Raw genomic sequence first — 23,602 nt, 5'->3', positions numbered from 1 at the left:
CAGCCTTTATATTTGGTGAGCCCGACAGGGTTCGAACCTGTGACCTACTGATTAAAAGTCAGTTGCTCTACCAGCTGAGCTACGGGCCCAAATATATGTTCAGTTCGAAGCATCTGGCGCTGCCTCGGGAACGCGGCGGAACATAGGGGCAAGTTTATGATTGGTCAAGCAAAAGTATCAGCTTTTGTTACTTTTTTTTGAAGCCCTAGGAATACCGCCCCTCTTGCTTCTTTTTTAAGCGTTAAATTATGAAGAAAGAGCTAATATTTCTCGAAATAAATCACTGTGTCACACAAAACTGGGCAAATCAGTGACGTAAAATTTTTAATCTATTTCTTCGGCGGGCTGTAAACCACAACTTCTATTTCCACTAATCCTTTATCGGGATATAGAGCAGTAGTACCAACCGCTGTCCAGGCAGGATGTGGCTCACCAATAAATTCATTTTTAACTTCAGCAACAGCTAGAACCTGTTCGTGTTTACTGAGCGTGGTATGCGGGCTATCAAAAACATGGAAAGTATTGATTTTAATTACGTCATTCAATTCTGCGCCACCAGCTTTTAAAGTTTGCTCCAGTCTTTTTAAAGCGCGACGAACAGATGCTTTAAATGCCTCTTTGTTAAGGGGTTCCTTTATACCCGAAGCGCCAGCAACGACCCCCGAAGCGTATATATAATCTCCAGCTCTTACTGCTGGAGAATAATTAAAGGCTCCATCATATCCCCCATTTTTTTGTTGTTCGGTTGCAATAATGGCTGTTTTATTTTCACCGACGACATTTAGGGATGCTGTGTCTTGGCCGAAAACAGGGGTAGTAGAAAGTGATAGTGTGAAAGCAATAGCAACAAATAATTTCATAGTTCCCCTCCATTGTTAAAGGAGAACTATAGGAACGAATACCTGTGATTCACAAATAAACCTTTGTTGCTTAGCTATAGAGGATCAATATCGCCCATACGGTAAGTTTCCCGGAAACTATTCGCATACTGCGTTAATCGGCCTTCCCCAATGGCATCTCGGAGATTAGCCATTAGATCTTGATAGAATTGAAGATTATGCCATGTAAGAAGCATAGACCCCAATATCTCACCAGATTTTATAAGGTGGTGGACATAAGCTCTGCTGTACTGCGTACAAGCTGGACAAGCGCATGCTTCTTCAATCGGACGATCATCATCTTTGTGACGCGCATTTTTGAGATTAATAGCCCCGCGCCAGGTAAAGCCCTGGCCTGTACGCCCGGAGCGCGTAGGCATAACACAGTCAAACATATCAATACCGCGTTCAACAGCGCCAACAATGTCATCCGGCTTTCCAACGCCCATAAGGTAGCGAGGTGTATCTTTCATCATGCGTGGCATGGTGAAATCAAGCACCTTGAACATCATTTCCTGACCTTCACCTACTGCAAGGCCGCCCACAGCGTAGCCATCAAAACCAATATCAGCTAGCTTATCAATAGATTCGTAACGTAGCTCTTCGTACACACTACCTTGCACGATACCGAAGAGAGCCGAGCGTGCTGCATGCTCTTCACCGCTATCGAATCCTTCGCGTGACCGCTTGGCCCAGCGCATGGAAAGTTCCATTGATTCTTTAGCAACATCTTCTGTGGCAGGGAATGGTGTACATTCATCAAATGACATTACAATATCAGACCCCAGTAAACGCTGAATTTCCATCGACCGTTCAGGGGTAAGCATAATCTTGCTACCATCCAGATGGCTGCGGAACTCAACTCCTTCTTCACTCATTTTGCGGAGTTCAGTAAGTGACATTACCTGAAACCCCCCAGAATCTGTAAGAATTGGTCGATCCCAGTTCATAAACTTATGGAGACCGCCTAGCTTGTGTACGCGCTCCGCAGTTGGGCGCAGCATTAAATGGTAGGTATTCCCCAGAAGAATATCAGCACCTGTAGAGCGTACATTTTCCGGAAGCATGGCCTTCACTGTTCCTGCTGTTCCAACAGGCATGAACGCGGGTGTTCTGATTTCCCCGCGTTTCATTTCAATAGTACCTAAGCGAGCAGCACCATCAGTTGCATGAACTGTATATTTAAATCTAGGCTTCATGCCATTCGTCCTTTTTCGGGAACAGGAGGCTACTGTCCCCGTATGAGTAAAATCTGTATCCATTTTCAATTGCTGTTGAGTAAGCCTTCTTCATGCGCTCGAAGCCAGCGAAGGCTGAGACAAGCATAAATAGCGTTGATTTTGGAAGGTGGAAATTTGTCATCAACACATCAATAGCTTTGAAACGGTAACCAGGAGTGATGAAGATATCAGTAGAGCCATTAAAAGGGTGAATAATCCCTTTATCATCAACTGCACTTTCAAGAAGACGAAGTGAAGTAGTGCCAACAGAGACGATACGGCCACCATTTGCCCGTACTTCATTCAATTTAGCGGCTGTTTCCTCTGTAACAACACCTATTTCACTATGCATCTTGTGATCATCGGTATCATCTACCTTCACTGGCAAAAAGGTGCCAGCCCCTACATGAAGTGTAACACCAGCCGTTTTAACACCTTTCTTTTCGAGGGATGCTAAAAGTTCAGGTGTAAAATGTAGACCAGCTGTGGGGGCTGCAACGGCCCCCTCTTCTTCCGCGAAAACGGTTTGGTAATCGCTTAAATCCTGATCATCAATATCACGTTGGGAAGCAATATAAGGTGGTAGCGGCATGGTACCATGTGCTTCAAGCGCATCCCATATAGCAGCATCTTCAACGGCAAACTCAATCGTACGTTCACCGCTTTCACCAATTTCAGTAACTTTTGCTTTGAGGCCAGTGAAATCCAGCTCATCACCCAGCCGGCATTTTTTTGCTGGTCGAGCAAATACCTTCCACACAGTGTTGCTTTCGCGTTTATGAAGGGTTACTTCAATTTTGGCTTCCCCACGTTTACCAAAAAGACGACCTGGAATTACCTTGGTATCATTGAAGACCAATATATCTTTGTCGGTGAGAAAATCTGCTAGTGACGCAACGCCAGAATCACTTGTTGTTTTATTTACAACAAGCATACGCGCAGAATCTCGCGGCACCGCTGGGCGCAGCGCGATATTCTCTTTAGGAAGATCAAAATCAAAAAGCTCTACATTCATGGCGGGCCTTTTAGCGAAACAGCGTGCTGAAAACAAGAAAAAGGGCGCAATAAAGCGCCCTCTTCCCATAAATATTGGATTTAGTGATTATTCTTTTATGTCAGCAGCTACCTGCATACGTACAATTTTACTTGGGTTTACTGGTGGTTCACCCTTCTGGATCATATCTACATATTCCATACCACCAATTACTCGGCCCCAAACAGTATACTCGTTGTCAAGGAATGGTGTGCGGTCCAGACAAATAAAGAATTGGCTATCTGCGCTGTTCACTGTTTGCGCGCGCGCCATAGATACTGTGCCGCGTAAATGTGGAAGGCTGTTAAATTCCGCATCAATGTTAGTGCCAGAACCACCTGTGCCAGTACCTTTAGGATCTCCGCCTTGTGCCATAAAACCTGGAATCACACGGTGAAAAATAGTTCCGTCATAAAAGCCCTCGCGTACGAGTTCCTTAACGCGTGCTACGTGATTTGGCGCTTTATCCGGGCGCATCGCAATTGTCACCCTTGCATTTTCAGCTACATCAAGATCAAGATATAGAATATTTTCCTTATCTTGCTGTAAAGCTTCAGCATTATCAGTCATTAGTCCCACCATTGCTGCAAATATTATCAGTAGTTTTTTCATACCACTTAATACCACTATTGTTATTTGGCTAAGTTAACTTTTTCTACCACCTCATATCCCACTTTTTTGGGAACAAAGGAAGAGATATTACCATCATACTTCGCAACTTCCTTAACCAGACGTGAAGCGATTGTTTGATAACGAGGATCAGCCATGAGAAATACGGTCTCAATCTCAGGATTAATTTGATAATTCATACCCGTCATCTGAAACTCATATTCAAAATCAGCAACGGCTCGTAAGCCCCTGATAATAATGGAAGCACCAACTCTTTCGGCAAACTTCATCAGAAGTTCATCAAACGGTACAACTTCAAATTCTACACCAATGCTTTCTGCGTAATGACGGCATTCACGGTCAACCATAGCGACGCGCTCATCAAGGGTGAACATTGGGTTTTTACTTGGATTGGTAGCAACGCCGATAACAAGTTTATCAACAAGCCTCAGGCCACGTTTGAAGATATCGATATGACCATTTGTAATAGGATCGAAGGTTCCCGGGTAAATACCAACACGCTTTTCGGTCATAATGACTCCTCGTCATAAGAATAATGCTGCTATGCAGCAAGATTGACGAATATGCTGCAAAACACAAGAAAATAAAGAAGTTTGCGCATGAAATAAGCCCCCGAAATCTAGTTTCAAGGGGCTTATTAAAATTGACTGCTTGAGGATTATTCCTCAGATGTTTCTTCAGCGTCCATTACTGCATCAACTGTTGCAGTTTCGCTGCCTTCAATTGCATCTTCTTCCTCGTCGTCAGTTTCCTGAAGCTTGGCTACAGATACAATTTCTTCATCATCAGATACTTTGAAGAGAGTAACCCCTTTTGTATTTCTTGATGCAATACGAACGTCATGAACTGGTGTACGAATAAGCTTACCTTGGTCTGTTACCATAAGCACTTGTTCGTCCGTTGTAATTGGTACGGCTGTAATCACACCGCCAATTTGCTCACGCAAACGCTCGTCTGAGGGCACATTCCAAATACCTTGACCGCCACGGCCTGTTACACGGTATTCATGGCTGCTTGTACGTTTACCAAAGCCTTTATTGGTAACAGTTAATACAAACTGTTCAATAGAAGCCAATTCTTCCATCCGTTCGTCTGAGAGAGTTTGCTCACCAGGCTCATTTTTCCATGCTGCCGCTTTCAAATAAGCATCACGCTCTTCGGTCGAGGCATCTGTCCCCTTAACTACGCACATAGAAACTACTTCATCGCCAGCAGCAAACTTCATACCGCGAACACCGGTTGATGTACGGCCTGCGAACAAGCGAACATCTGTGGCCTTAAAGCGGATTGCCCGACCACCACGAGCAGCAAGGATTACATCGTCCTCTTCTGTACAAACATCTACGCCGATCAGCTTGTCTTCTTCATCAGAGAAACGAATAGCGATTTTACCATTGGACATCACATTAGAGAAATCTGACAAGCGGTTACGGCGAACATTACCGTGTGCTGTAGCGAACATTACATGGAGGTCGCTCCATGTTTCCTCATTCTCAGGAAGCGGCAGAATCGTCGCAATAGTCTCCCCTTGCTTCAGTGGTAGAAGGTTAATAACAGCCTTACCTTTTGAAGTTGGTGAACCAAGTGGGAGCTTCCAAACCTTCATCTTATATACCTGACCGGTATTTGAGAAAAAGAGTACCGGAGTATGTGTATCGGCCACAAATACGGTAGAGAGGAAGTCCTCATCCTTCGTTTGCATGCCCGAGCGGCCTTTTCCGCCTCTGCGCTGCGCGCGGTAAGTGGAAAGTGGTACACGTTTTATGTAACCCGTGTGCGTCACCGTAACCACCATATCTTCACGCGCGATAAGATCTTCGTCTTCGAAAGAACCCGCTGCGCTAAGATCGATTTCAGTACGGCGGTCGTTGCCGAATTCCTCGCGAACAGCCTCCAGTTCACCACGAAGTACTTCGTATAGACGTACACGTGAACCAAGGATTTCTAGGAATTCACGAATTTTTTCAGCGAGAGCTTCAAGTTCATCACCAATCTCATCACGGCCAAGTGCTGTTAGGCGGTGCAAGCGAAGATCAAGGATCGCTTTAACCTGAATTTCAGAAAGCTGGAAGGTACCGTCATCGTTCAACTTGCCAGTTTCACCAATAAGTTCAAGGTATGGCAGAATTTCTGCGGGGTCCCATTTACGCGATGCCAGTGCTTCTCGAGCTGCTGCTGGCGATGATGCACCACGGATGATGGCCACTACTTCATCAATGTTTGCTACCGCAATTACCAGCCCAACCATAATGTGTGCACGGTCACGTGCTTTATTAAGATCAAACTTAGTACGGCGTGTAATCACTTCCTCGCGGAATTCAATGAAAGCGCGTAGCACGTCGCGAAGTGTAAGCTGCTGTGGCTTGCCGCCATTCAGTGCCAGCATATTGATACCGAAACTTGTTTGCACCTGCGTGAAACGGAACAGCTGGTTCAAGATCACTTCAGGTACGCTATCACGCTTAAGTTCAACAACCACACGAACGCCTGTACGGTCAGATTCGTCGCGGATATCTGAAATACCCTCGATTCTCTTAGTCTGAACACATTCTGCGATCTTCTCGATCATGGAAGCTTTGTTCACCTGGAACGGAATTTCAGTAATAATGATCGCGTAACGGTCTTTGCGAATCTCTTCAACGTGGGTGCGGCTGCGAATTGTGATAGAGCCTTTGCCTGTTTCGTAAGCCTGCTTGATACCGGCTGCACCAAGAATGATACCGCCTGTAGGGAAATCAGGGCCTGGGACATAATCCATAAGGTCTATGTTATTTAGTTCCGGGTTATCAATAAGTGCAAGCACACCATCAATCACTTCCCGAAGGCTGTGTGACGGGATATTTGTTGCCATACCAACCGCGATACCTGTACCGCCATTTACCAACAAGTTCGGGAAACGTGCAGGAAGAACTGTTGGTTCAGATTCGCTCTCATCATAGTTAGCCTGGAAATTAACAGTGTCTTTCTCAATGTCAGCCAAAAGCATGCTGGATACTTTATCCATACGAGCTTCTGTGTAACGCATCGCCGCGGCGCCGTCGCCATCCATCGAACCAAAGTTACCTTGGCCGTCCACGAGCGGTGCACGCATCGAGAAGTCCTGCGCCATACGAACAAGGGCATCATAGATAGCGCTATCACCATGCGGGTGATACTTACCCATTACATCCCCGACAATACGAGCCGATTTCCGGAATGGCTTGTTATGTTCATAGCCATTTTCATGCATTGAATAGAGGATGCGTCTGTGAACTGGCTTCAAACCATCTCGCACATCAGGGAGAGCACGGGAAACAATCACGCTCATCGCATAATCAAGATAAGAGGCTTTCATTTCCTCTTCGATGGTGATTGGCGCAATGCCCTCTTCTTCTGGTGTAATTGGAGTGTTATCGCTCACCCTTTAGCCCCCTGATTATCAGCAGCTAAGCTGCTGGACTTATAAAACTAAACCTTGCTTACATAAAAAATGCATACGCAATATCTTGTAAGAACAGACAAACTTTCTAGCAATTCCAAGGGGTGCATGCAAGGCGCTTGGAGGGGCAATTTCACATAAATGTAAATTTCTTAATTTTTAGACTAGACGGATCGAATTTTACCTATTAAAACCCGCCCCACGTTCACGAACAGTGATGCCGCGGGCAGGTGGCAGAGCGGTTGAATGCACCGGTCTTGAAAACCGGCAAGGGTGCAAGCCCTTCGTGGGTTCGAATCCCACCCTGCCCGCCACTGTTGTGACGCTAAGATATAAAGGCCCTGATGATCATTCATCAGGGCCTTTATCTTTTGGGAAGTTTTTTTGAATCATTCAAGCTGGCTGATGCAGTGCGATGCGGTTACCTTCACTATCTTCAAATTCTGCTACAAAACCCAGCTCGCCAATTGACTTGCGGTCGTAAAGAACGGCTCCACCTGCTTGAACAACTCTTTCCAGGCTATCTTTAATATTGTCCGTATTAAAATAGATCAGGCTGCCACCCTTGCTCGGGATATAAGCATCGCCCTTCGCCAGTGCGCCAGTTATGCCTTCCTCGCCTTCAAGGTGCGGGAAAAGAGCCATCTCATAGCCATCAACTACTGCTGGCGTGAAATGGTAACCAAAAACAGTTGAGTAAAAACTCACAGCCCGTTCCATATCAAGGACCGGTATCTCAAAATAGCCTACAGGATTGATCATGATGCAAACTCATCGATTCTGTTTATAGGTTCAATTTTGTACGTACATTTTTCAACCACCGAACCGTAGCCGTATATTCTGGCATGTCAAAACCAACTTCGCCTGCGAACTGAGTGTACGCATATAGGGCAATGTCCGCCAAGCTAAAGTGATCGCCAAGAAACCAGTCGCTTTCTTGAAGATGCTTTTCCATAACATCGAGCGCAGCGTAGCTTTTTTTGATAAGTTCCGGATCAACCTCTGAGAATGGTACGGCCTTATAGACCACTTGAAAGCGAGATACTGCGATAGCTGTCTCGTGAGAATATTGCTCCCAGAACAGCCATTCATTCATCTTAGCTTCTAGGAAGCTATCGGCTGGGATTAAATCACTATCTTTAGCTAGAAAAAGCATAATGGCGTTAGATTGAGCCAGAGTGCTACCATCATTTAACTGAATTGCAGGCACCTGACCTGCCGGGTTTATATTCAGAAAAGCTTTTGATTTAGTTTCACCCTCAACAACACTAACATCCACCCAGTCATAAGCCTGTTTAAGATAGTCAGCTACATATTTAACCTTCAGACAATTCCCTGAAATTTTATCACCATATATTTTCATACAGCCTCCTTGGTGTTGCGCCTATGTTACCGAAGTCTGCGAGTTGGAGTGAGTGATCAATTTAACAGGTCGTCATTAGCTTATCTTTATGATTAAAAAATAGACATTGCATAATAAATGGACATTAACTCATAAGCGGCTATGTCGGTTATTTAAGTAAACCATTGATAAACATTAATTAATGTCAACTGGCATAGTTGGTGCCTAATAAGCTCCGAACAATCATTGGAGTAATTATGAAGTATATCATCGCGATCATTAAACCTCATAAGCTGGAACCTGTCAGAGATGCGCTCGCCGAAGTTGGTATTAACGGCATGACGGTTTCTGAAGTTCAGGGGTATGGGCGTCAGCGCGGCCAGCGGGAGATCTATAGAGGGGCCGAATATGAAGTGCATTTTCTTCCCAAAATAAAGATTGAGGTAGCCGTAGATGATGATGTTGGAGATCAGGTTCTTGAGATTTTACAGGAAGCAGCCAAGACCGGCCAGATAGGTGATGGAAAGATCTTTGTTTTAGATATCAATCAAGTTGTGCGTATCCGGACCGGCGAAACCGGCATTGAAGCGCTTTAGGGAGTATAGTGATGAAGTTAAATGGAAAAAAACTTTTGGTGGGCGCTGTTACAGTCAGCGCTGTATCCTCCCCTGCTCTGGCAGTTAGTGCTGATTCTGCCTATATATTCAACACTCTTCTTTTCCTAATTGGTGGCTTCCTGGTTATGTGGATGGCAGCTGGCTTTGCTATGCTTGAAGCTGGGCTAGTTCGAACGAAAAACGTAGCGGAAATATGTGTTAAGAACGTTTCACTATACGCCATTGCATGCATTATGTGGATGTTGATGGGCTATAACCTCATGTATTCAGGTGTGGATGGCGGGTATTTTGGCCAATTCTTCTCTCTTTGGTCCCCTGACGATACAGCAACCCTTGTAGAAGGGGCGAAAGTTGATCCAACAGGTTATTCCGCTGGCTCTGATTTCTTCTTTCAAATGGTATTTGTTGCGACAACAGCCTCAATTGTTTCTGGTACAGTTGCTGAGCGTATAAAATTGTTCCCGTTCTTAGCCTTTACTGTTGTTTTGGCCGGTCTCATATATCCAATTCAAGGCGCCTGGAAATGGGGTGGCGGCTGGCTAGATGCCGCGGGTTTTCAAGACTTTGCAGGTTCAACACTTGTACACTCTACCGGCGGCTGGGCCGCGTTAGTTGGCGCCCTTATTCTCGGGCCACGCCTTGGCCGTTTTAGCAAGGATGGCAGAATCAAACCAATGCCTGGCAGTAGCATGCCACTTGCTACACTTGGCACATTTATTCTCTGGCTGGGCTGGTTCGGTTTTAATGGCGCTTCTCAACTTGCACTAGGGTCTTTAGGTGATGCGGTTTCTGTATCCAATATATTTGTAAACACGAATATGGCAGCGGCCGGTGGAGCAGTTTCCGCCATGCTGGTCACTAAAGCTGTTTACAAAAAGGTTGATCTCTCAATGATCCTTAATGGTGCATTGGCTGGCTTGGTATCAATTACAGCAGAACCTTTAACCCCCACCCCGATTATTGCGACAGCTATTGGCGGCGTTGGTGGCGCATTAGTAGTTTTTGCAGTACCGTTTTTTGACAAGTTAAAGATAGATGACGTTGTTGGTGCGATCTCTGTGCACTTGGTGTGCGGAATTTGGGGTACTTTGGCAGTACCTTTGACCAATGACGCAGCCAGCCTTTCTATCCAGCTTCTTGGTATCGGAGCTATCGGGATTTTTGTAACGATTTCAAGTGCTATTGCTTGGTTTGCCCTTAAAACAACAGTAGGCATTCGACTTGACGAAGAAGACGAAGAACGAGGCTCTGATCTAGCCGAACTGGGGATGGAAGCATATCCAGAATTTGGGAAAGGTTCTCAGAAGTTTTAACCCCTAAAAAATCCCTTCTAACTTGGCAGCCACGCTATGCTTGAGCTGCCATTTTTTTGTATGAAGCAAATATAAGTTGACCCAAAGGGCGATGGGGGTAGCCCTTTGGGTCGCGCAGTCCTAAGCGTTAAAATAAACACTCGGTTGCTGCACCAATTCTTTACCTATATTAGTACAGTTTAGCAATGATAAAATAAAAGCAAGTGTTCAAAGTTGTGTGTTCGCACCAATAAGCATTCACGTTTTCATAAAAATGAAAAATTTTGCTATAACTTAAACAATCAAAGGCTGTTTGGTAGGGATTTATAGTTCAGAATCGCTTTAGAGAGAAAATATATAAATATATTCACATTTTTTAGAGTTTTTAGCACTTTATGTATTATTTGAAATTAATAGTTGTCATTATTTGTGCTTTATTTGGTCATACAAATAGTATTTCAACGCCTCTTGAATTTTTCAATAGATATAAATAAAGCGACTAGAGTTTTCTCTTAGTCGCTTTATCTTAAGTACTTAGCTTTGCGCTGTCTCTATGGATGCTTATTATCCCACACATCAAACTCATGATTTATACTCCACTCAATCAAATGACGGTATATATCGTTGATGTAATTTAAGTCTCCATCTAGGCCCTGAGCAGTTTGCTTAGCTTTAGACACAACATCCTCAATTCGCCATTCATCACGTACAGCATTACGGTCCGCTTTTATTCCACCAGCTTGTTTAATATATTCCAGACGTTCAAGAAGCAGCGGAACTATTAATCTATCAACGCGATCAATTTCCTCTCGTACTTCCATCATATTTTTGCAGGATTTCACAGCATGTCCTTTTCAATAAATAAGCTTGGCGTCTGATTAACTGTACAAAGCACCTTAAGCAAGATGCAATTTGACGCGGTCAACCACTTAATCCAGTCGTTCATATATGTCTGCTGGTAATTGTCCAAAAAAAACAGCCTCTGCCATTTCTTTGGCATTTAAATAGCTCAAAGCACGATAAAAAAGTCTTTGATTTGTTAAATCTTCCCGGTTCAACGTTCCCAGATGGAATTCTAATGCCTGATTAATTTGACCTGACAACGCATAAACCAGCGCTAAAGCTAACCGACCACTTTCTTTCGCTGATGGCTTATCTAATGATTGCTGAATTAAGGAAATAGCTGTTTTATAATCCCCTGAGAGAGCGTACGAAAAAGCTAAACTCTGTGTATATAGACCATTGTGAGGTGTCTGGTTAATTGCTTGAGCTAAAAGCGCTCTACCCCCTTCTACTCGCTCAGATAAAAATAACAACTTGGCTGCACGAAGCATATGCTGCGGCTCGGATAGCTTTGATTGATCAATCAAAGGCTGAAGGGTGGAAAGAGCACTGTCATAATCGCGTTTAGTAATAAAAATTCCAGATTTTTCATATGAAATATATGGATTAGTTCTCTCTTCCAAAGGAATGGCATCAAGCATCGCTAATGCACGGTTCGACTGCCCAAGCTTGGCTGTAACTCTTGCATAAGCAATTCTGGCATTAATCAGATCTGGGGCCGCGCTTATAGCTTGCCCATATAGGTTTAATGCCCCTGTCAGGTTTCCTGATTTTTCAAAGCCCTCGCCTACTCGAACAAGGCCCTCCGGGTTTTCTATTGCCAACTCATTTCTAGCTCTCGCGGAGATAATGCCCTCCTCCTGAGTAGTTCGAACAGGATGAGGATTGGAAGAACAAGCACTAATACAAACGGCTAATACAGCTATATTGATTCGCTTAGATAAAATTTTAATCAAATTTCCGACCTAAATTTCCATGATTTTCATCCATACTAGCAGCTTCTTCTGCTTTGAAAACCGCAATAGACGCCTATAGAGCAGGTAAAATTAGAATAAATGAGCATGTTGTGCTAAGATTATCTTAGCTGAGAGAGCGTGTGTAATGGGTAAACACACGCAGATGGAGCACTAAAATGGTAGATATTCAAGGTGCTGCTAATGCGAGCAGCCAACAAGTTGTTTCTTCTGGTCGAGCCGGTTCTATTGAATCTGCTGTGGCTGAGCGTAGAGCTGTAGAAGATTCATCAATCGAACGCCGAGAAGCTGAACCGAGCGATACACAGCCTGGTGTTGGTGAACAGGTAGACATTCAAGCCTAGCTGTTTAGCGCGGGTGTAGACGATTAATAAGCGTACACGGCATCGTGTGCGCTTTTCTTGGTTATGCAGTTAACTTAAAGGCAAATAACTTCCAAAGTTTTCTAAGCTCACTAGCTTCAAACGGCGGTGTCTCAAAGGGATTATTACCAGCCTTATCAAGAGTATTCAGATATAGCTCCACCAGAGCGATTGGCACAAATAACTTTCGCTGGTTTTTATCTAAAGTCTTTATGAGCTTTTTGCACTCGTCCAGTTGTTGACGCGTATAATTCAGCATGCGTTCGATTGTGGGCTTTAACTGATTAAACGCTTGCTCTGGGTCTGGTAAGTGCATTCCTTCCTTAACCGAAGCGGGCATATAACTGCGCCCTGCTTGCCAATGGAATGGTAAGGCCCTTACAAGACCAAGCATGGTCCAGGCTTGCCCCAGGGCTCTGGATGCACTAATACCCGCTTCCACTAAAGCGTCTACTGCAAGAATTCTGTATGAAACTTCCTGCAAGGCTCCACCAACACCGTCGGCGTAATCACATAAGGCAGCGAAGTCGGCGGGCCCTTCATCAAATACATCTAGTTTACGAGCTGCGATAGTTTCTGTCAGTAAATCAAGCGTACTTTCATTCAAGCTTGCTTCATTAAGCGCCTGGCATACCGGATGTTCCCTTACAGCCCCACTTTTCACTTCTTCAATAGCGTCAGCCCACCATTGAAGACGAATTTCTCCCAGCATTGCCTCAGAAACGTTTTCTCTGACCTTGGCAACTTCCTGATTAAAGGCCCAAAGGGCCCATAATTGGTTCTGAAGTGAAGATGGCGCGAAAATAGTCGCAAGGTACCTGTCTCGGTCATCCTTGTTCACTATTTCCCGACAATACTCGAATGTATTTATTGGCTCTGACATGTCGCGCAAAATGGTTGGTTGCTCCCAATATTTCAAGAAAATTCAGAGTGATTAGGTATTAAAATCTCTAATCCCTTTGAAATTAGCCATTTTTTCTTGAGCATCCCCCATATCGCGGTTACGCTTTTTACGTCTTAGGGGACAACATAAAGGGGAGTTTTATATGGAAAAGATTCTAGGATCTTTACAAAATACCGTTATTGCAGGTTTTGTACTTACAATCGTTCTGATAGCTGCACAGTCAGGCTGGTTTGCTGAATTCGGCTTTGACCAAGCCTTCTACGCCCGCTATTTGCATATTCTTGCTGGCGTTATGTGGATTGGTTTGCTTTGGTACTTCAACTTCGTACAGATACCAACAATGCCGGAAATTCCGGATGAGCTGAAGCCCGCTATTGGGAAACACATCGCACCTAAAGCATTATTCTGGTTCCGCTGGGGCGCTATGCTAACACTTGCTACCGGCCTATGGCTCGCAACGGTTAATGGCTACGCTCATGATGCTTTCATGCTGTCTGAAGGCTTCCGCCTTATCGGTATAGGTATGTATCTCGCAATTATCATGTGGTTTAACGTGTGGTTTATTATCTGGCCAAATCAGAAGGTTGCACTGGGTATTGTTGAAGCAGATGCGGATGCTAAGCCTGCTGCAGCAAAGAAAGCAATGCTATTTAGCCGTACAAATACGCTGCTATCTATTCCTATGTTGCTCTGCATGGCAGGACAAAGCCACGGTTTAGCTTTCTAAGCCTTTAAGCGATTTGAGAAATAAAAAAGGGGCTCCTCGAAGCCCCTTTTCTTTTGATGGATCATAGTTCAGTACTTATGCAACTTCAAAGTTTGCAGCAGCGAATTCCCAGTTTACTAGGTCGCTTAGGAAAGTACTGATGTAATCAGGGCGGCGGTTTTGGAAATCAATATAATAAGCATGTTCCCAAACATCCATTGTAAGAAGTGGTGTTGCACCGTCGGTTAGTGGGCATTCTGCGTTCGGTGTTTTTACAACTTCAAGCTTGCCGTCCTTTAGTACCAGCCAAGCCCAACCTGAGCCAAACTGCGTAGCGCCGGCTGCCTTGAAAGCTTCAACAAAAGCGTCGAAAGAACCGAAATCTTCATCAATTTTAGCAGCTAAAGCGCCAGTTGGCTTACCACCACCATTTGGAGCCATAGAATGCCAATAGAATGTGTGGTTCCAGATTTGAGCAGCATTATTGAAAACGCCAGCTTTAGAAGCATCACCTGCTGTTGCTTTCATGATATCTTCAAGAGACATCTCAGCATACTCCGTGCCTTCAATAAGGCCGTTCAGGTTCACAACATAAGCATTGTGGTGTTTACCGTGGTGAAAGCTAAGTGTTTCTGCTGAAATGTGTGGAGCGAGGGCATCTTGCGCATATGGCAGCGCAGGTAGTTCAAAAGACATAATACTACTTCCTGACAAATTACATAAAAAGACTAACTGTAATGTGGGTGCAATTGCTAATGGTGCAAGGCTAAAAAGGCAACAAAAATGGTAATTATTTATGGGTATGGCTTGTCTGCAACCTGCCCGATGGAATCCAATCTATGTTGTTCAGCAATTTTGCGGTAATGCTCTGCCATACCTCGATTTTTTTCGAGTTCTTCATCGGTCAGGTACCTTAAGAACGTGGCTGGCCGCCCTACCCAAAGTTCAGCTTTGCCAACTTTTTTACCAGGTGTGAGCATGGCACCTGCTGCAAGCATGCCGTCAGGTTCAATTGTAACGTTATCCATAACGATACATCCCATCCCAACAAATGCATTATCCATAAGTGTGCAACCGTGTAGCATAGCCATATGAGCAACGAGAACATCATTACCTATAATTGTTGGGAATGTATGAGTGCTTACATGAATGACACTACCATCTTGAATATTGGAGCGTGTACCAATTTTGATATGGTTCACATCGCCCCTTAGCACGCAGTTATGCCAGATACTGGATTGCGCCCCAATAGTGACATCACCAACAACCTGAGCGCCGTGAAAAACATAGGCACTGTCATCTATAGACGGCCACTTACCCTGAAAGGGCGTTACTCGCCCTCCCAAAGAAGTATCTTTGTAAAGTGGAAATGCTTTGGTCATAACTTACGGGAACATTGGAGCTTGCATGAGGCCAGTATTTTCATCCAGACCAAGCATAAGGTTCATGTTTTGAATTGCTTGACCAGAGGAACCTTTAACCAAATTATCAATCGCGGCGACAACAATGGCTCTACCATCAATACGGTCTGGAAATACATTCAGTACACAGTTATTTGAACCGCGTACCATACGGGTAGCAGGCATCGTTGAACCATCAAGCACAGTCACAAACTGTTCATCAGCATATTGCTTCATCAATGTTGTTTTAAGGCTATCAGCTGTTTCATCATCTTTTAGTTTTACATAGATGGTTTCGAGCTCGCCCCTATTCATTGGCACCAGATGGGGTGTAAAACTAATTTTTACATTCTCACCGTTCGCTACTGAAAGCTCTTGCTCAATTTCCGGCATATGTCTGTGATGGCCAACACCGTATGGGTGCATTGCTTCAGCCACTTCAACAAATAAATTGCTTTCCTTAAGAGAACGCCCTGCCCCGGATACCCCTGATTTAGCGTCAATGATAATATCTTCGGCAGAAATCAAACCCGCCTTTAAAAGTGGTACTAATGCAAGTAGCGCCGCTGTTGGATAGCAGCCCGGGCATGCGACCAGATCCGCTTCTTTAATTTGCTCTCGGTAAATTTCTGGAAGACCATAAACTGCTCTTTTCTGAATCTCAGTGGCTTGATGTTCTCTGCCGTACCACTGGGCATACGTATTCGTATCACGCAGTCTGAAATCCGCTGAAAGGTCAACGATTTTCACATCGCCTTTAATAGCGCTGGCCTGATCCCCTACGGTTTCAATAATAAGCTCATCTAGAAGGCTGTGGTTGGTGGCATGCAACAAGCCTTTAATTACTTCCTGACTAGTCGCATGAGGAAGAGCACAGAAAACAACATCCAGCTCTACCGCCGGCCACTCTATCTCGTTAATCGAGATAAGGCCAGGGAGGTCAAGCCCAACCAGATGCGGGAATACCTCTGAAATCGGTAACCCTGCTTTTCGCTCTGCCGTCAATAACGCAATCTCTACATTAGGATGAACAACAAGCAAGCGAACAAGATCTGCGCCCGTGTAACCACTGGCGCCAAGAATTCCTACTCTGATTTTCTTTTCTGTGGACATTTGATTTCTCTTAGAACGATAAAATACTGATTAATTATAACAAAACGCAGCCATTCTGTCGAAAAGCTGCGTCATAAAATCTCAAATAAATTTGCCTTAAGATTATACGTCTGGCGGCAGCTCAGCAATTGCTTCTTCAAGTTCAGCAAATGTTGGCATGTTATGACTTGGCACGTTTCGTCGGCCAATCTCTACGGCGATTTGTGGTGCATTGCCCTGAAGGTGTGCCACAAGAACATATTTGATGATTGGCATAAAGTGGCCATCTTCAAATAAGATTTGGTTGAATCGTTCCGCCAACGGCGAAATCACAAGATATGACAGGAAGATACCAAGAAAAGTACCCACAAGTGCACCACCAATCATACCACCAAGAACTTCTACTGGCTCTGCGATAGCACCCATTGTTTTCACAATACCAAGTACGGCTGCTACAATACCAATAGCAGGCAGACCTTCAGCCATCGTATGGAGCGCGTGATAAATTTCATGCTCTTCGTTATGGTGCTTGGTGAGATCAGCGTTCATCGCTTCCTTCATTTGACCAGCATCTTCGAAGTTCATTGTCATCATCCGGATATAATCACAGATGAAGTCCACTACATGGTGGTCGCCTGCAATTTTCGGAAATTGCTGGAAAATCTTAGATTCTTCAGGGTTTTCGATATGCGCTTCAACCGCAACAACCCCCTTGGTTCTAATCGTTTTAATAAGAAGGAACATTAAGCATAGAAGATCTTTATAATCGTCTGCGCTCCACGTAGGGCCTTTTATAACCTGACCAATCCCCTTAAGGGCTGATCCCATAACGCCACCGGAGTTCCCACTTACAAACGCACCTACAGCACCGCCGAAAATCATCATAAGCTCGAAAGGCAGCGCTTTAAGAATGATACCGAATTTACCGCCAGCAAGAATAAAGCCGCCGAATACCATCGCAAATACGATAATCAAACCAACAAAGAAAAACATAAGCAGTTGCCTGACATTGTTTATTAATTCAAACGCATCTTACAGAAGTTGCAGTTTCAATCAATAGCGTTAATAGTGTCTTAACAGCTATAGCCTGTTGAAATCACAATTACTTTTATTTGTAACCTTGAGTATCGCTGTATTTTATAGTGCAGCCGTAAGGTTTAGTTTCTCTTACCGAAACCTGCTCACCATTTCGAACTTCATTCCATGCTGTCAGTAAATAGTTGCTAGCACCTTCCAAAGAAGAAATACGAGCAGATGGCTTATTATCTATGGCGCCTTGATAAAGAATATCGCCTTCAGGATCAATTAACACCATTTGAGGCGTTGTCTTTGCGCGGTACGCACGGCCAATTTCACCAGATGGGTCCAAGACGATTGATGTAGCGTATGACCCGCGTTTCGTTGCTATTTCCGTCGCCTCACTAGCTGAAACATGTCCCTGTTTACCTGGTGCTGAAGAAATAACAGATATCCAGTGAGCACCCTGCGAAGTTAAGGCTTCTTGCGTTTTTTGCATGTTGCCGCTGTTATAATGCTTTTTAACATACGGACATTCATGATTAGTCCATTCAAGAACTACATAACTACCCTTCAGGTCTTCCAGATTAATTGTGTCACCGCTCGACGTTAAACCAATGAATGCTGGTGCTTTTTCACCTACTACAGGCTGAGCTGTGGTTGGTGAGGTCACACTCGCAAGAATAAACAAACAGGTTAAGATTACTCCACGCATTATGACCTCCCGTATTTGGTTATAGCGCCTCAACAACAATACTTGGTGTTAGAATTTCTGGAAGTACTTTAGCCTCAGATGCCCCTGCTGGGAAGAAGAGATAGAGAGGCACACCTGCTCTGCCATATTTCGCTAGCACTTCTGCAATTTCTGCATTTCTATTGGTCCAGTCGCCTTTAACAATCTTGATACCTTTGTTTTTAAAAGCATCTTTTACTTCTGAACTGTTAAGAGCCACTTGTTCATTCACCTTACAGGTAATGCACCATTCCGCTGTAAAATATACAAAAACTGGCTCACCTTCAGCACGCAATTCGGCGACTGTTTCAGGCGCATATGCATAAACACTTTCGTCGACCGCTGTAGGTGCAGGTGATGAAATGCTGGCTTGATAAAGCGCATAACCTGCAGCGCCTGCAATAAAAATGAGACTGATAGCACGCCCTACTGTTCCGCTCGTTTGCTGCCATAACCATAGGCCAAAAGCGATACCGATAATGCCCATCAGCAAAATCATTGTCGCAATTCCGCCTGCCTGCACATCAAAGATATAAATAAGCCAAACAGCTGTTAGCAGCATTGGGAAAGCAAGGCCTTGTTTTACCTTCTCCATCCAAGCGCCTGGGCGAGGCATCATGCGAGCGAGTGTTTCACTGTAAGATAAAGCGAGGAATGGTGCTGCAAGGCCAAAAGCGAGCATGGAGAAAACAAGTGCTACAGTGAGTATTGACTGAGTAAGAGCAAACCCAATAGCTGGTGCCATAAGTGGCGCCGTGCATGGTGTTGCCACAAGCGTTGCAAGAACACCTTTAAAGAAAGCACCTTTGAGGCCATCCTTTTCTGTAAGAGTTTGTCCTGCTCCTTCTGCTCCGCCTAGGCCAATATTAAACATACCGCCAAGGGATAGCGCCACGATAACCATAAGAATTGCAAGCAAGCCAACAAACACTGGATCTTGAAGTTGGAAACCCCAACCAATTGCTGCTCCACCAGCACGAAGGATCATAAGAACAGCAACAATGATCATGAAGCTGATCCAGATACCAAAAGTATAAGCCCATCCTTCTTTTCTGCGCCCATCTGTTGTTTTGTGGTTCGCTGAAATTAGAGCAAATGCTTTAAGTGAAAGTACCGGGAATACACACGGCATCAGGTTAAGGATCATGCCGCCAAAGAAAGCAAACATTGCAGCCTGCCATATTGGCAGGTCGTAACTTTGGTCGATTTGTATCGGTGTATTATTAGTGCCAGCTATTGAAAGCGCGGAATTAAGTGTTGGTTCAAGTTCAAGCGCTGTCTTGCGGCCATCATCAAATTCTAGCTCAAGAATACCATTACCTGTAGTTGGCTCGAGCTCACCTTCACGAGGAATACGTAGTCTCAGGCCATCACCTGATACTTCCCATGTCTGAGTGTCAGCATAAAGTGCAACGCCTTCACTCTCAGGATAGAAGTATGCTGATTTCAAACCTTCCAATTCGCTTTCATCAACAAAAACCAATAGTTCGCTGGCATTTTGAGAAACAGAAAGCGTTGCATCCCAATAAGAAAGCTCAGGCAGCATGGAACGTGCCTCGGCAAAGATACTGGCGTTGATGTTTTCAGCCTGTCCTACAGGAATACTAAAAGACCATTCGCCAACCTGAGGAACACATTCAATTTCACATACAAGCCATTCAGCAGAAAGCTGAACGTCAATTATATTACCTGTATAGTTTTCAGCAATTGTAAGAGGTAGAAGGAGGCTTGACGCACCTTCATAGCCGTAGTTCATGAGCGGGCCAACGGGCATTCTGTGTGGTGTGCCGTAAAGTGGTTCACCTATTGCTACACCTTCCGGCAATGTCCATTCAAGAATAGGCGCTGCGCCGCTGTCGCCATAGTTTTTCCAATAACTATGCCAGCCTTCTTTCGGCTCAATACGAAAAGCGAGCCAAAGTGGCTCTTCATTATTAGCTGCAGTTTTCTCAGCATATAACGCTACATTGCTGTGGCTATCTTTATACTCAAATAGTTCCTGCGCATGTGCGGATGCTCCAGCGAAAAACACAAACAGAGAAACAGCTAATCTGGAAAAAAAAGTCACGACCCTTACCCTAATCTCACTAAACTTGCATGCGTTATATAAACAGCGAGCAATTTGTCACGTAACATATATGTGTTTGTTTCCTGAATAACATGTCACACCTGTTCACGGCTCAGTTACAAAAAAAGGCCCGACATAATGTCGAGCCTTTATATGTTTAATGTCAGTTATTCTTCACTATCATCCGTGGGCATTACATCAAAGCGCCCCATGGAACCTGGGAAAACAACAGGTGTTTCTATGCCGTCATTAGCAACAGCTGCCACACCGAAGAGATAGTTATCGATTACCACGTTATCCAATGTTAGCTCTCTAGCATCACGGCCCACGAAACGGCTCCAACGCCACTGCGCGTCTGTTGTTAACCGCCAGTAAACACGGAAGCCTCTTAGATTAGCGCGTTCGCGTACATCGGGACGAATGTTCCACTTTACTGTTGTAGAAGGCTGAACTGCCCCTTCAATTGTAACCTCAACAGGAAATGGGGGAGAGCCAGCGAGTGTGGCTAGAGTTACAACATTAAGCGCTGTCAATTTACGAGCGTAATCAAAATCAACGCCATCAATTGTATCGCCGTATTTGATACCATTTTCAGTACGAATATCTTGGTGCTGGCGGTTGTAGTTCTCGTTGGTTTCCATAATGCGAACACCAGGCCAACCAGCTTCATTAAATGGTCTATGGTGACCACCTCTACGGAAACGATCAAGCCGATAAACCATCATAACGTCGAGATTCGGGATATATTTATCAGCTAACTTATCAACAAGACGCGCGATATTACGGCTTGGGCTATCTACCTCTCCACCCCAAAAGCGGCGTTGGCGCGCTTCCTGAGGTGTTTCATTCACTCGCGTACCCTCTGAAAACACCCGAGCAGTCGTATTATCAATAACCCCGTTAATACCTTCGATATTGCCGATCATATCATTATTCAGCACGCCCATTATCCGCCAGCCCTGCTCCTTCGCATGGTCTGCAAGAATACGCCCACCATAGAGCCCCTGCTCTTCTCCAGATAATCCTGCGTACACGATTGTGCCTGGGAATTTGGTTTGGCAAAGCACTCGAGCGGCTTCAATGGTACCAGCCATGCCAGAAGCATTATCATTAGCACCTGGACTATCATCTGTGCTGTTCATTACATCAGATACACGGCTATCAATATCGCCAGACATAATCACAACCCTGTCTGGGTCAAGGATACCACGCTGAACGGCAATTACATTGACCACCTCTGTTGGTTCTGGAATCCGCCCGCCTGAAACAGTGTCTGAAACGGTATAAACCTCTAAGTCAGCAACACATCCTTCAGATATCCGGTTAAACTCGGCCTCAATCCAGCGCCGAGCCGCTCCAATGCCTCTAGTATCAGATTTTGTATCTGAAAGCGTATGGCGTGTGCCGAAGCCTACAAGTTTTTCAATATCTTTTTCTATGTTATCCGCAGATACCGCGGCTGCAAATCCATGCAGACGCCTAACGTCCTCTGGTGCATTTTCATGATCTTGTGCAATTAACGCACCTGTTAGTGTGAGTGCAGCCACACCTGCTGTAAGTATTTTTTTCAACATGCCCTCCCCGATAATAGGTTCTACCGAGTTATCTTACTGTAGACCTCTCTGTCCATATCTCTTGCATCAACACTCAGTGAACTCACATCCAGCCCAAGTTTGGTAAATTTGTCCAACACAAGTGTTGTAAGTGCTTTTTTGGTTTCCTGAGAACGCCCGGACAAGAGATAAATTGTTATGTGTAAGAAAGAATTTTTTTCCCCGCCAATGAGCGACTGGGGGCATGGGTAAGCTCTTACTTTTATATCATTCAGCCCAAACAAACCACTTTCAACGGCACCCGCATGAGCTGTTTGCATAAGTGTATTAACATCGGCACCTTCTGCAATATCTGATGAATGTTCAATTACAAGATGAGGCATTAAAACAAACCTTTAATCTATTGTTATTTAACTGTTATTGTTATTTTTTCTGAATATAGCGCAGGTAGGTGCGGTAGGTGATATTGGTCCGCCAAAAGAAGCTGCAGTGTGTGCTTACCGGGCTTTAACTCGATCGTTACCTCCGTCTGTCCACCACCGAAGTGGCGGTGATTTTCATCCATAGGAATATAATCATCAACAGGTGGCAGCGGTGCATCAATGATTAGATGATGGTGTCCGGTACCTTCCTGCTCAACGCCTGCGGGCGCTATTCCCATACCTTTCAAACCAAACTTCACCGTGACCGGGCCAGAGATTATTTCCCCATTCTTTGGGCTAATAAAATAAACTTCAGCACCTTCTTTTGAAGGGGTTCTTTCATCGGCAACCGAAGCTGCTGAGAACACACAAGTTGTGGCAATTACAGAGGTTTTTAGAAAATTCATCATGATAAATACTCCCTTATCTGACTTTGGAGGAAGTATGATGTTAATTTCATTTAATATCTAGCTCGAAATCCATAATAAAAACGATTATATAAATCGAAAATTTATCGAAACCCATGAGAGAACTACCAATGCCAGTACGTCAGTTATTTTTCGGAACAGATCCAGAGCTTCGGAAGAAAGCAGTTCATGTGAGCGTGGTAGATGATATGGTCAGATCAGATATTAATGATATGTTTGAAAGCCTTTATGAATACCGCGGTATTGGAATTGGCGCCAATATGGTTGGTATCTTCAAACGTATTATCGTGATTGACCTGCAGGAAGATGGCAACAAAAACCCGATTGCGATGGTGAACCCAGAGATTACCTGGAAGTCTGATAATCTTGTAAAACAAGAAGAAGCCTCTCTCTGCTTCCCTGGTATTTCTGCGGAAATCAGTAGACCTGATGCTGTTGAAGTTGAGTATCTTGATGAAGAAGGTTCTGAGCAGAGCATGAAAGCTGAAGGCTGGCTGGCCACAGTTATCCAACATGAAATGGATTACTTGGATGGAAAAAGTTATCTGGACCATTTATCCAAAATGAAAAAAGATCGGCTTATTAAAAAGATGGTAAAAGCGCAGAAACAAAATTTACACAACCACAGCTGCTGTGAAGATCCAAATTGCTCTACCAGTCATTAGTTTAT

Annotated in this window: 25 protein-coding genes and 2 tRNA genes; 6 read left to right on the top strand and 21 right to left on the bottom strand. The window is 44.4% G+C overall.

Translation table 11 applies throughout. The annotated features are described in order from the left end of the window. Positions 1 to 13: 13 nt before the first annotated feature. From MF542_RS10815 to gyrA, 7 genes are all read right to left on the bottom strand, one after another. Positions 14 to 89, bottom strand: a tRNA-Lys gene (locus MF542_RS10815). 240 nt (positions 90 to 329) lie between these two features. Further along, entirely contained in the window at positions 330 to 860 is a 531-nt protein-coding gene (locus MF542_RS10810) for a Rid family hydrolase (RefSeq protein ID WP_247019089.1), read from the bottom strand. Positions 861 to 934: 74 nt separating this feature from the next. Then, on the bottom strand, positions 935 to 2,077 hold the full coding sequence (gene tgt, locus MF542_RS10805) for a tRNA guanosine(34) transglycosylase Tgt (protein WP_247019087.1): 1,143 nt from the start codon (positions 2,075 to 2,077) through the stop codon (positions 935 to 937). Further along, positions 2,067 to 3,113, bottom strand: a complete 1,047-nt coding sequence (queA, locus tag MF542_RS10800; RefSeq protein ID WP_247019085.1) for a tRNA preQ1(34) S-adenosylmethionine ribosyltransferase-isomerase QueA — start codon at positions 3,111 to 3,113, stop codon at positions 2,067 to 2,069. The genes tgt and queA overlap by 11 nt, the downstream gene beginning before the upstream one ends. Positions 3,114 to 3,200: 87 nt before the next feature. After that, positions 3,201 to 3,701 (bottom strand): peptidylprolyl isomerase, encoded by a 501-nt coding sequence (locus MF542_RS10795; RefSeq protein ID WP_247019083.1) that lies wholly within the window; start codon positions 3,699 to 3,701, stop codon positions 3,201 to 3,203. Positions 3,702 to 3,763: 62 nt separating this feature from the next. Beyond that, complete coding sequence (coaD, locus tag MF542_RS10790; protein WP_247019081.1) at positions 3,764 to 4,273, bottom strand: pantetheine-phosphate adenylyltransferase; 510 nt, start codon at positions 4,271 to 4,273, stop codon at positions 3,764 to 3,766. Positions 4,274 to 4,419: 146 nt separating this feature from the next. Further along, a complete protein-coding gene (gene gyrA / locus MF542_RS10785) occupies positions 4,420 to 7,161 on the bottom strand; it encodes a DNA gyrase subunit A (protein ID WP_247019079.1) in 2,742 nt (913 codons plus the stop codon). Positions 7,162 to 7,403: 242 nt separating this feature from the next. Here gyrA and MF542_RS10780 point away from each other — a divergent pair. After that, positions 7,404 to 7,493, top strand: a tRNA-Ser gene (locus MF542_RS10780). A gap of 79 nt (positions 7,494 to 7,572) precedes the next feature. Here the strand turns inward: MF542_RS10780 and MF542_RS10775 are convergent. Together MF542_RS10775 and MF542_RS10770 are read right to left on the bottom strand one after the other, a co-directional pair. Then, positions 7,573 to 7,941 carry a VOC family protein gene (locus tag MF542_RS10775; RefSeq protein ID WP_247019077.1) on the bottom strand — a complete coding sequence of 123 codons (369 nt, stop codon included), beginning with the start codon at positions 7,939 to 7,941 and terminating at the stop codon, positions 7,573 to 7,575. 22 nt (positions 7,942 to 7,963) lie between these two features. Next, positions 7,964 to 8,542 (bottom strand): glutathione S-transferase family protein, encoded by a 579-nt coding sequence (locus MF542_RS10770; RefSeq protein ID WP_247019075.1) that lies wholly within the window; start codon positions 8,540 to 8,542, stop codon positions 7,964 to 7,966. Positions 8,543 to 8,778: 236 nt separating this feature from the next. Between MF542_RS10770 and MF542_RS10765 the strand changes: the two genes are divergently transcribed. Both MF542_RS10765 and MF542_RS10760 read left to right on the top strand, forming a co-directional pair. Continuing rightward, the gene (locus MF542_RS10765; protein ID WP_247019073.1) at positions 8,779 to 9,117 is read left to right on the top strand and encodes a P-II family nitrogen regulator; all 339 of its coding nucleotides are present in this window, start codon (positions 8,779 to 8,781) and stop codon (positions 9,115 to 9,117) included. 11 nt (positions 9,118 to 9,128) lie between these two features. Beyond that, positions 9,129 to 10,451 (top strand): ammonium transporter, encoded by a 1,323-nt coding sequence (locus MF542_RS10760; protein ID WP_247019071.1) that lies wholly within the window; start codon positions 9,129 to 9,131, stop codon positions 10,449 to 10,451. A 530-nt stretch (positions 10,452 to 10,981) separates the two neighbouring features. On the opposite strand, the gene MF542_RS10755 is transcribed toward MF542_RS10760, so the two are convergent. Both MF542_RS10755 and MF542_RS10750 read right to left on the bottom strand, forming a co-directional pair. Continuing rightward, entirely contained in the window at positions 10,982 to 11,272 is a 291-nt protein-coding gene (locus MF542_RS10755; protein WP_247019069.1) for a chorismate mutase, read from the bottom strand. A gap of 87 nt (positions 11,273 to 11,359) precedes the next feature. Beyond that, positions 11,360 to 12,229 carry a tetratricopeptide repeat protein gene (locus MF542_RS10750; RefSeq protein ID WP_247019067.1) on the bottom strand — a complete coding sequence of 290 codons (870 nt, stop codon included), beginning with the start codon at positions 12,227 to 12,229 and terminating at the stop codon, positions 11,360 to 11,362. Between the two features lie 176 nt (positions 12,230 to 12,405). On the opposite strand from MF542_RS10750, the gene MF542_RS10745 reads away from it, so the two are divergent. Beyond that, positions 12,406 to 12,591 carry a hypothetical protein gene (locus tag MF542_RS10745; RefSeq protein WP_247019065.1) on the top strand — a complete coding sequence of 62 codons (186 nt, stop codon included), beginning with the start codon at positions 12,406 to 12,408 and terminating at the stop codon, positions 12,589 to 12,591. Between the two features lie 61 nt (positions 12,592 to 12,652). On the opposite strand, the gene MF542_RS10740 is transcribed toward MF542_RS10745, so the two are convergent. Continuing rightward, positions 12,653 to 13,450, bottom strand: coding sequence for a phytoene/squalene synthase family protein (locus MF542_RS10740; RefSeq protein ID WP_247019063.1), 798 nt, complete (start codon positions 13,448 to 13,450; stop codon positions 12,653 to 12,655). 205 nt (positions 13,451 to 13,655) lie between these two features. Between MF542_RS10740 and MF542_RS10735 the strand changes: the two genes are divergently transcribed. Then, positions 13,656 to 14,240 carry a urate hydroxylase PuuD gene (locus MF542_RS10735; protein ID WP_247019061.1) on the top strand — a complete coding sequence of 195 codons (585 nt, stop codon included), beginning with the start codon at positions 13,656 to 13,658 and terminating at the stop codon, positions 14,238 to 14,240. Between the two features lie 75 nt (positions 14,241 to 14,315). Here MF542_RS10735 and MF542_RS10730 read toward each other — a convergent pair whose 3' ends face one another. From MF542_RS10730 to MF542_RS10690, 9 genes are all read right to left on the bottom strand, one after another. Beyond that, on the bottom strand, positions 14,316 to 14,915 hold the full coding sequence (locus MF542_RS10730; RefSeq protein WP_247019060.1) for a superoxide dismutase: 600 nt from the start codon (positions 14,913 to 14,915) through the stop codon (positions 14,316 to 14,318). Positions 14,916 to 15,013: 98 nt separating this feature from the next. Beyond that, complete coding sequence (locus tag MF542_RS10725) at positions 15,014 to 15,601, bottom strand: gamma carbonic anhydrase family protein (RefSeq protein WP_247019058.1); 588 nt, start codon at positions 15,599 to 15,601, stop codon at positions 15,014 to 15,016. A gap of 3 nt (positions 15,602 to 15,604) precedes the next feature. Continuing rightward, positions 15,605 to 16,732: an N-acetyl-gamma-glutamyl-phosphate reductase gene (gene argC, locus MF542_RS10720; RefSeq protein WP_247019055.1), complete on the bottom strand. Its 1,128-nt coding sequence runs from the start codon at positions 16,730 to 16,732 to the stop codon at positions 15,605 to 15,607. Positions 16,733 to 16,834: 102 nt separating this feature from the next. Next, positions 16,835 to 17,704, bottom strand: a complete 870-nt coding sequence (gene motA, locus MF542_RS10715) for a flagellar motor stator protein MotA (RefSeq protein WP_247019053.1) — start codon at positions 17,702 to 17,704, stop codon at positions 16,835 to 16,837. Positions 17,705 to 17,819: 115 nt separating this feature from the next. Further along, a complete protein-coding gene (locus MF542_RS10710; protein ID WP_247019052.1) occupies positions 17,820 to 18,443 on the bottom strand; it encodes a redoxin domain-containing protein in 624 nt (207 codons plus the stop codon). A 19-nt stretch (positions 18,444 to 18,462) separates the two neighbouring features. Next, entirely contained in the window at positions 18,463 to 20,529 is a 2,067-nt protein-coding gene (locus MF542_RS10705; protein WP_247019049.1) for a protein-disulfide reductase DsbD family protein, read from the bottom strand. 167 nt (positions 20,530 to 20,696) lie between these two features. Further along, positions 20,697 to 22,103, bottom strand: coding sequence for a M28 family metallopeptidase (locus MF542_RS10700; RefSeq protein WP_247019047.1), 1,407 nt, complete (start codon positions 22,101 to 22,103; stop codon positions 20,697 to 20,699). Between the two features lie 20 nt (positions 22,104 to 22,123). Beyond that, entirely contained in the window at positions 22,124 to 22,465 is a 342-nt protein-coding gene (locus tag MF542_RS10695) for a 5-carboxymethyl-2-hydroxymuconate Delta-isomerase (RefSeq protein WP_247019045.1), read from the bottom strand. 23 nt (positions 22,466 to 22,488) lie between these two features. Next, positions 22,489 to 22,911, bottom strand: a complete 423-nt coding sequence (locus MF542_RS10690; protein WP_343264882.1) for a DUF4399 domain-containing protein — start codon at positions 22,909 to 22,911, stop codon at positions 22,489 to 22,491. Positions 22,912 to 23,042: 131 nt separating this feature from the next. Between MF542_RS10690 and def the strand changes: the two genes are divergently transcribed. After that, on the top strand, positions 23,043 to 23,597 hold the full coding sequence (def, locus tag MF542_RS10685; RefSeq protein ID WP_247019041.1) for a peptide deformylase: 555 nt from the start codon (positions 23,043 to 23,045) through the stop codon (positions 23,595 to 23,597). The last annotated feature ends 5 nt before the right edge of the window (positions 23,598 to 23,602 follow it).

The organism is Kordiimonas laminariae, from assembly GCF_023008165.1.
In the GTDB taxonomy this organism is placed as follows: Bacteria; Pseudomonadota; Alphaproteobacteria; order Sphingomonadales; family Kordiimonadaceae; genus Kordiimonas; species Kordiimonas laminariae.
Note: the sequence above shows the minus strand (reverse complement) of the source record. Positions and strands in the feature narration are given on the sequence as shown.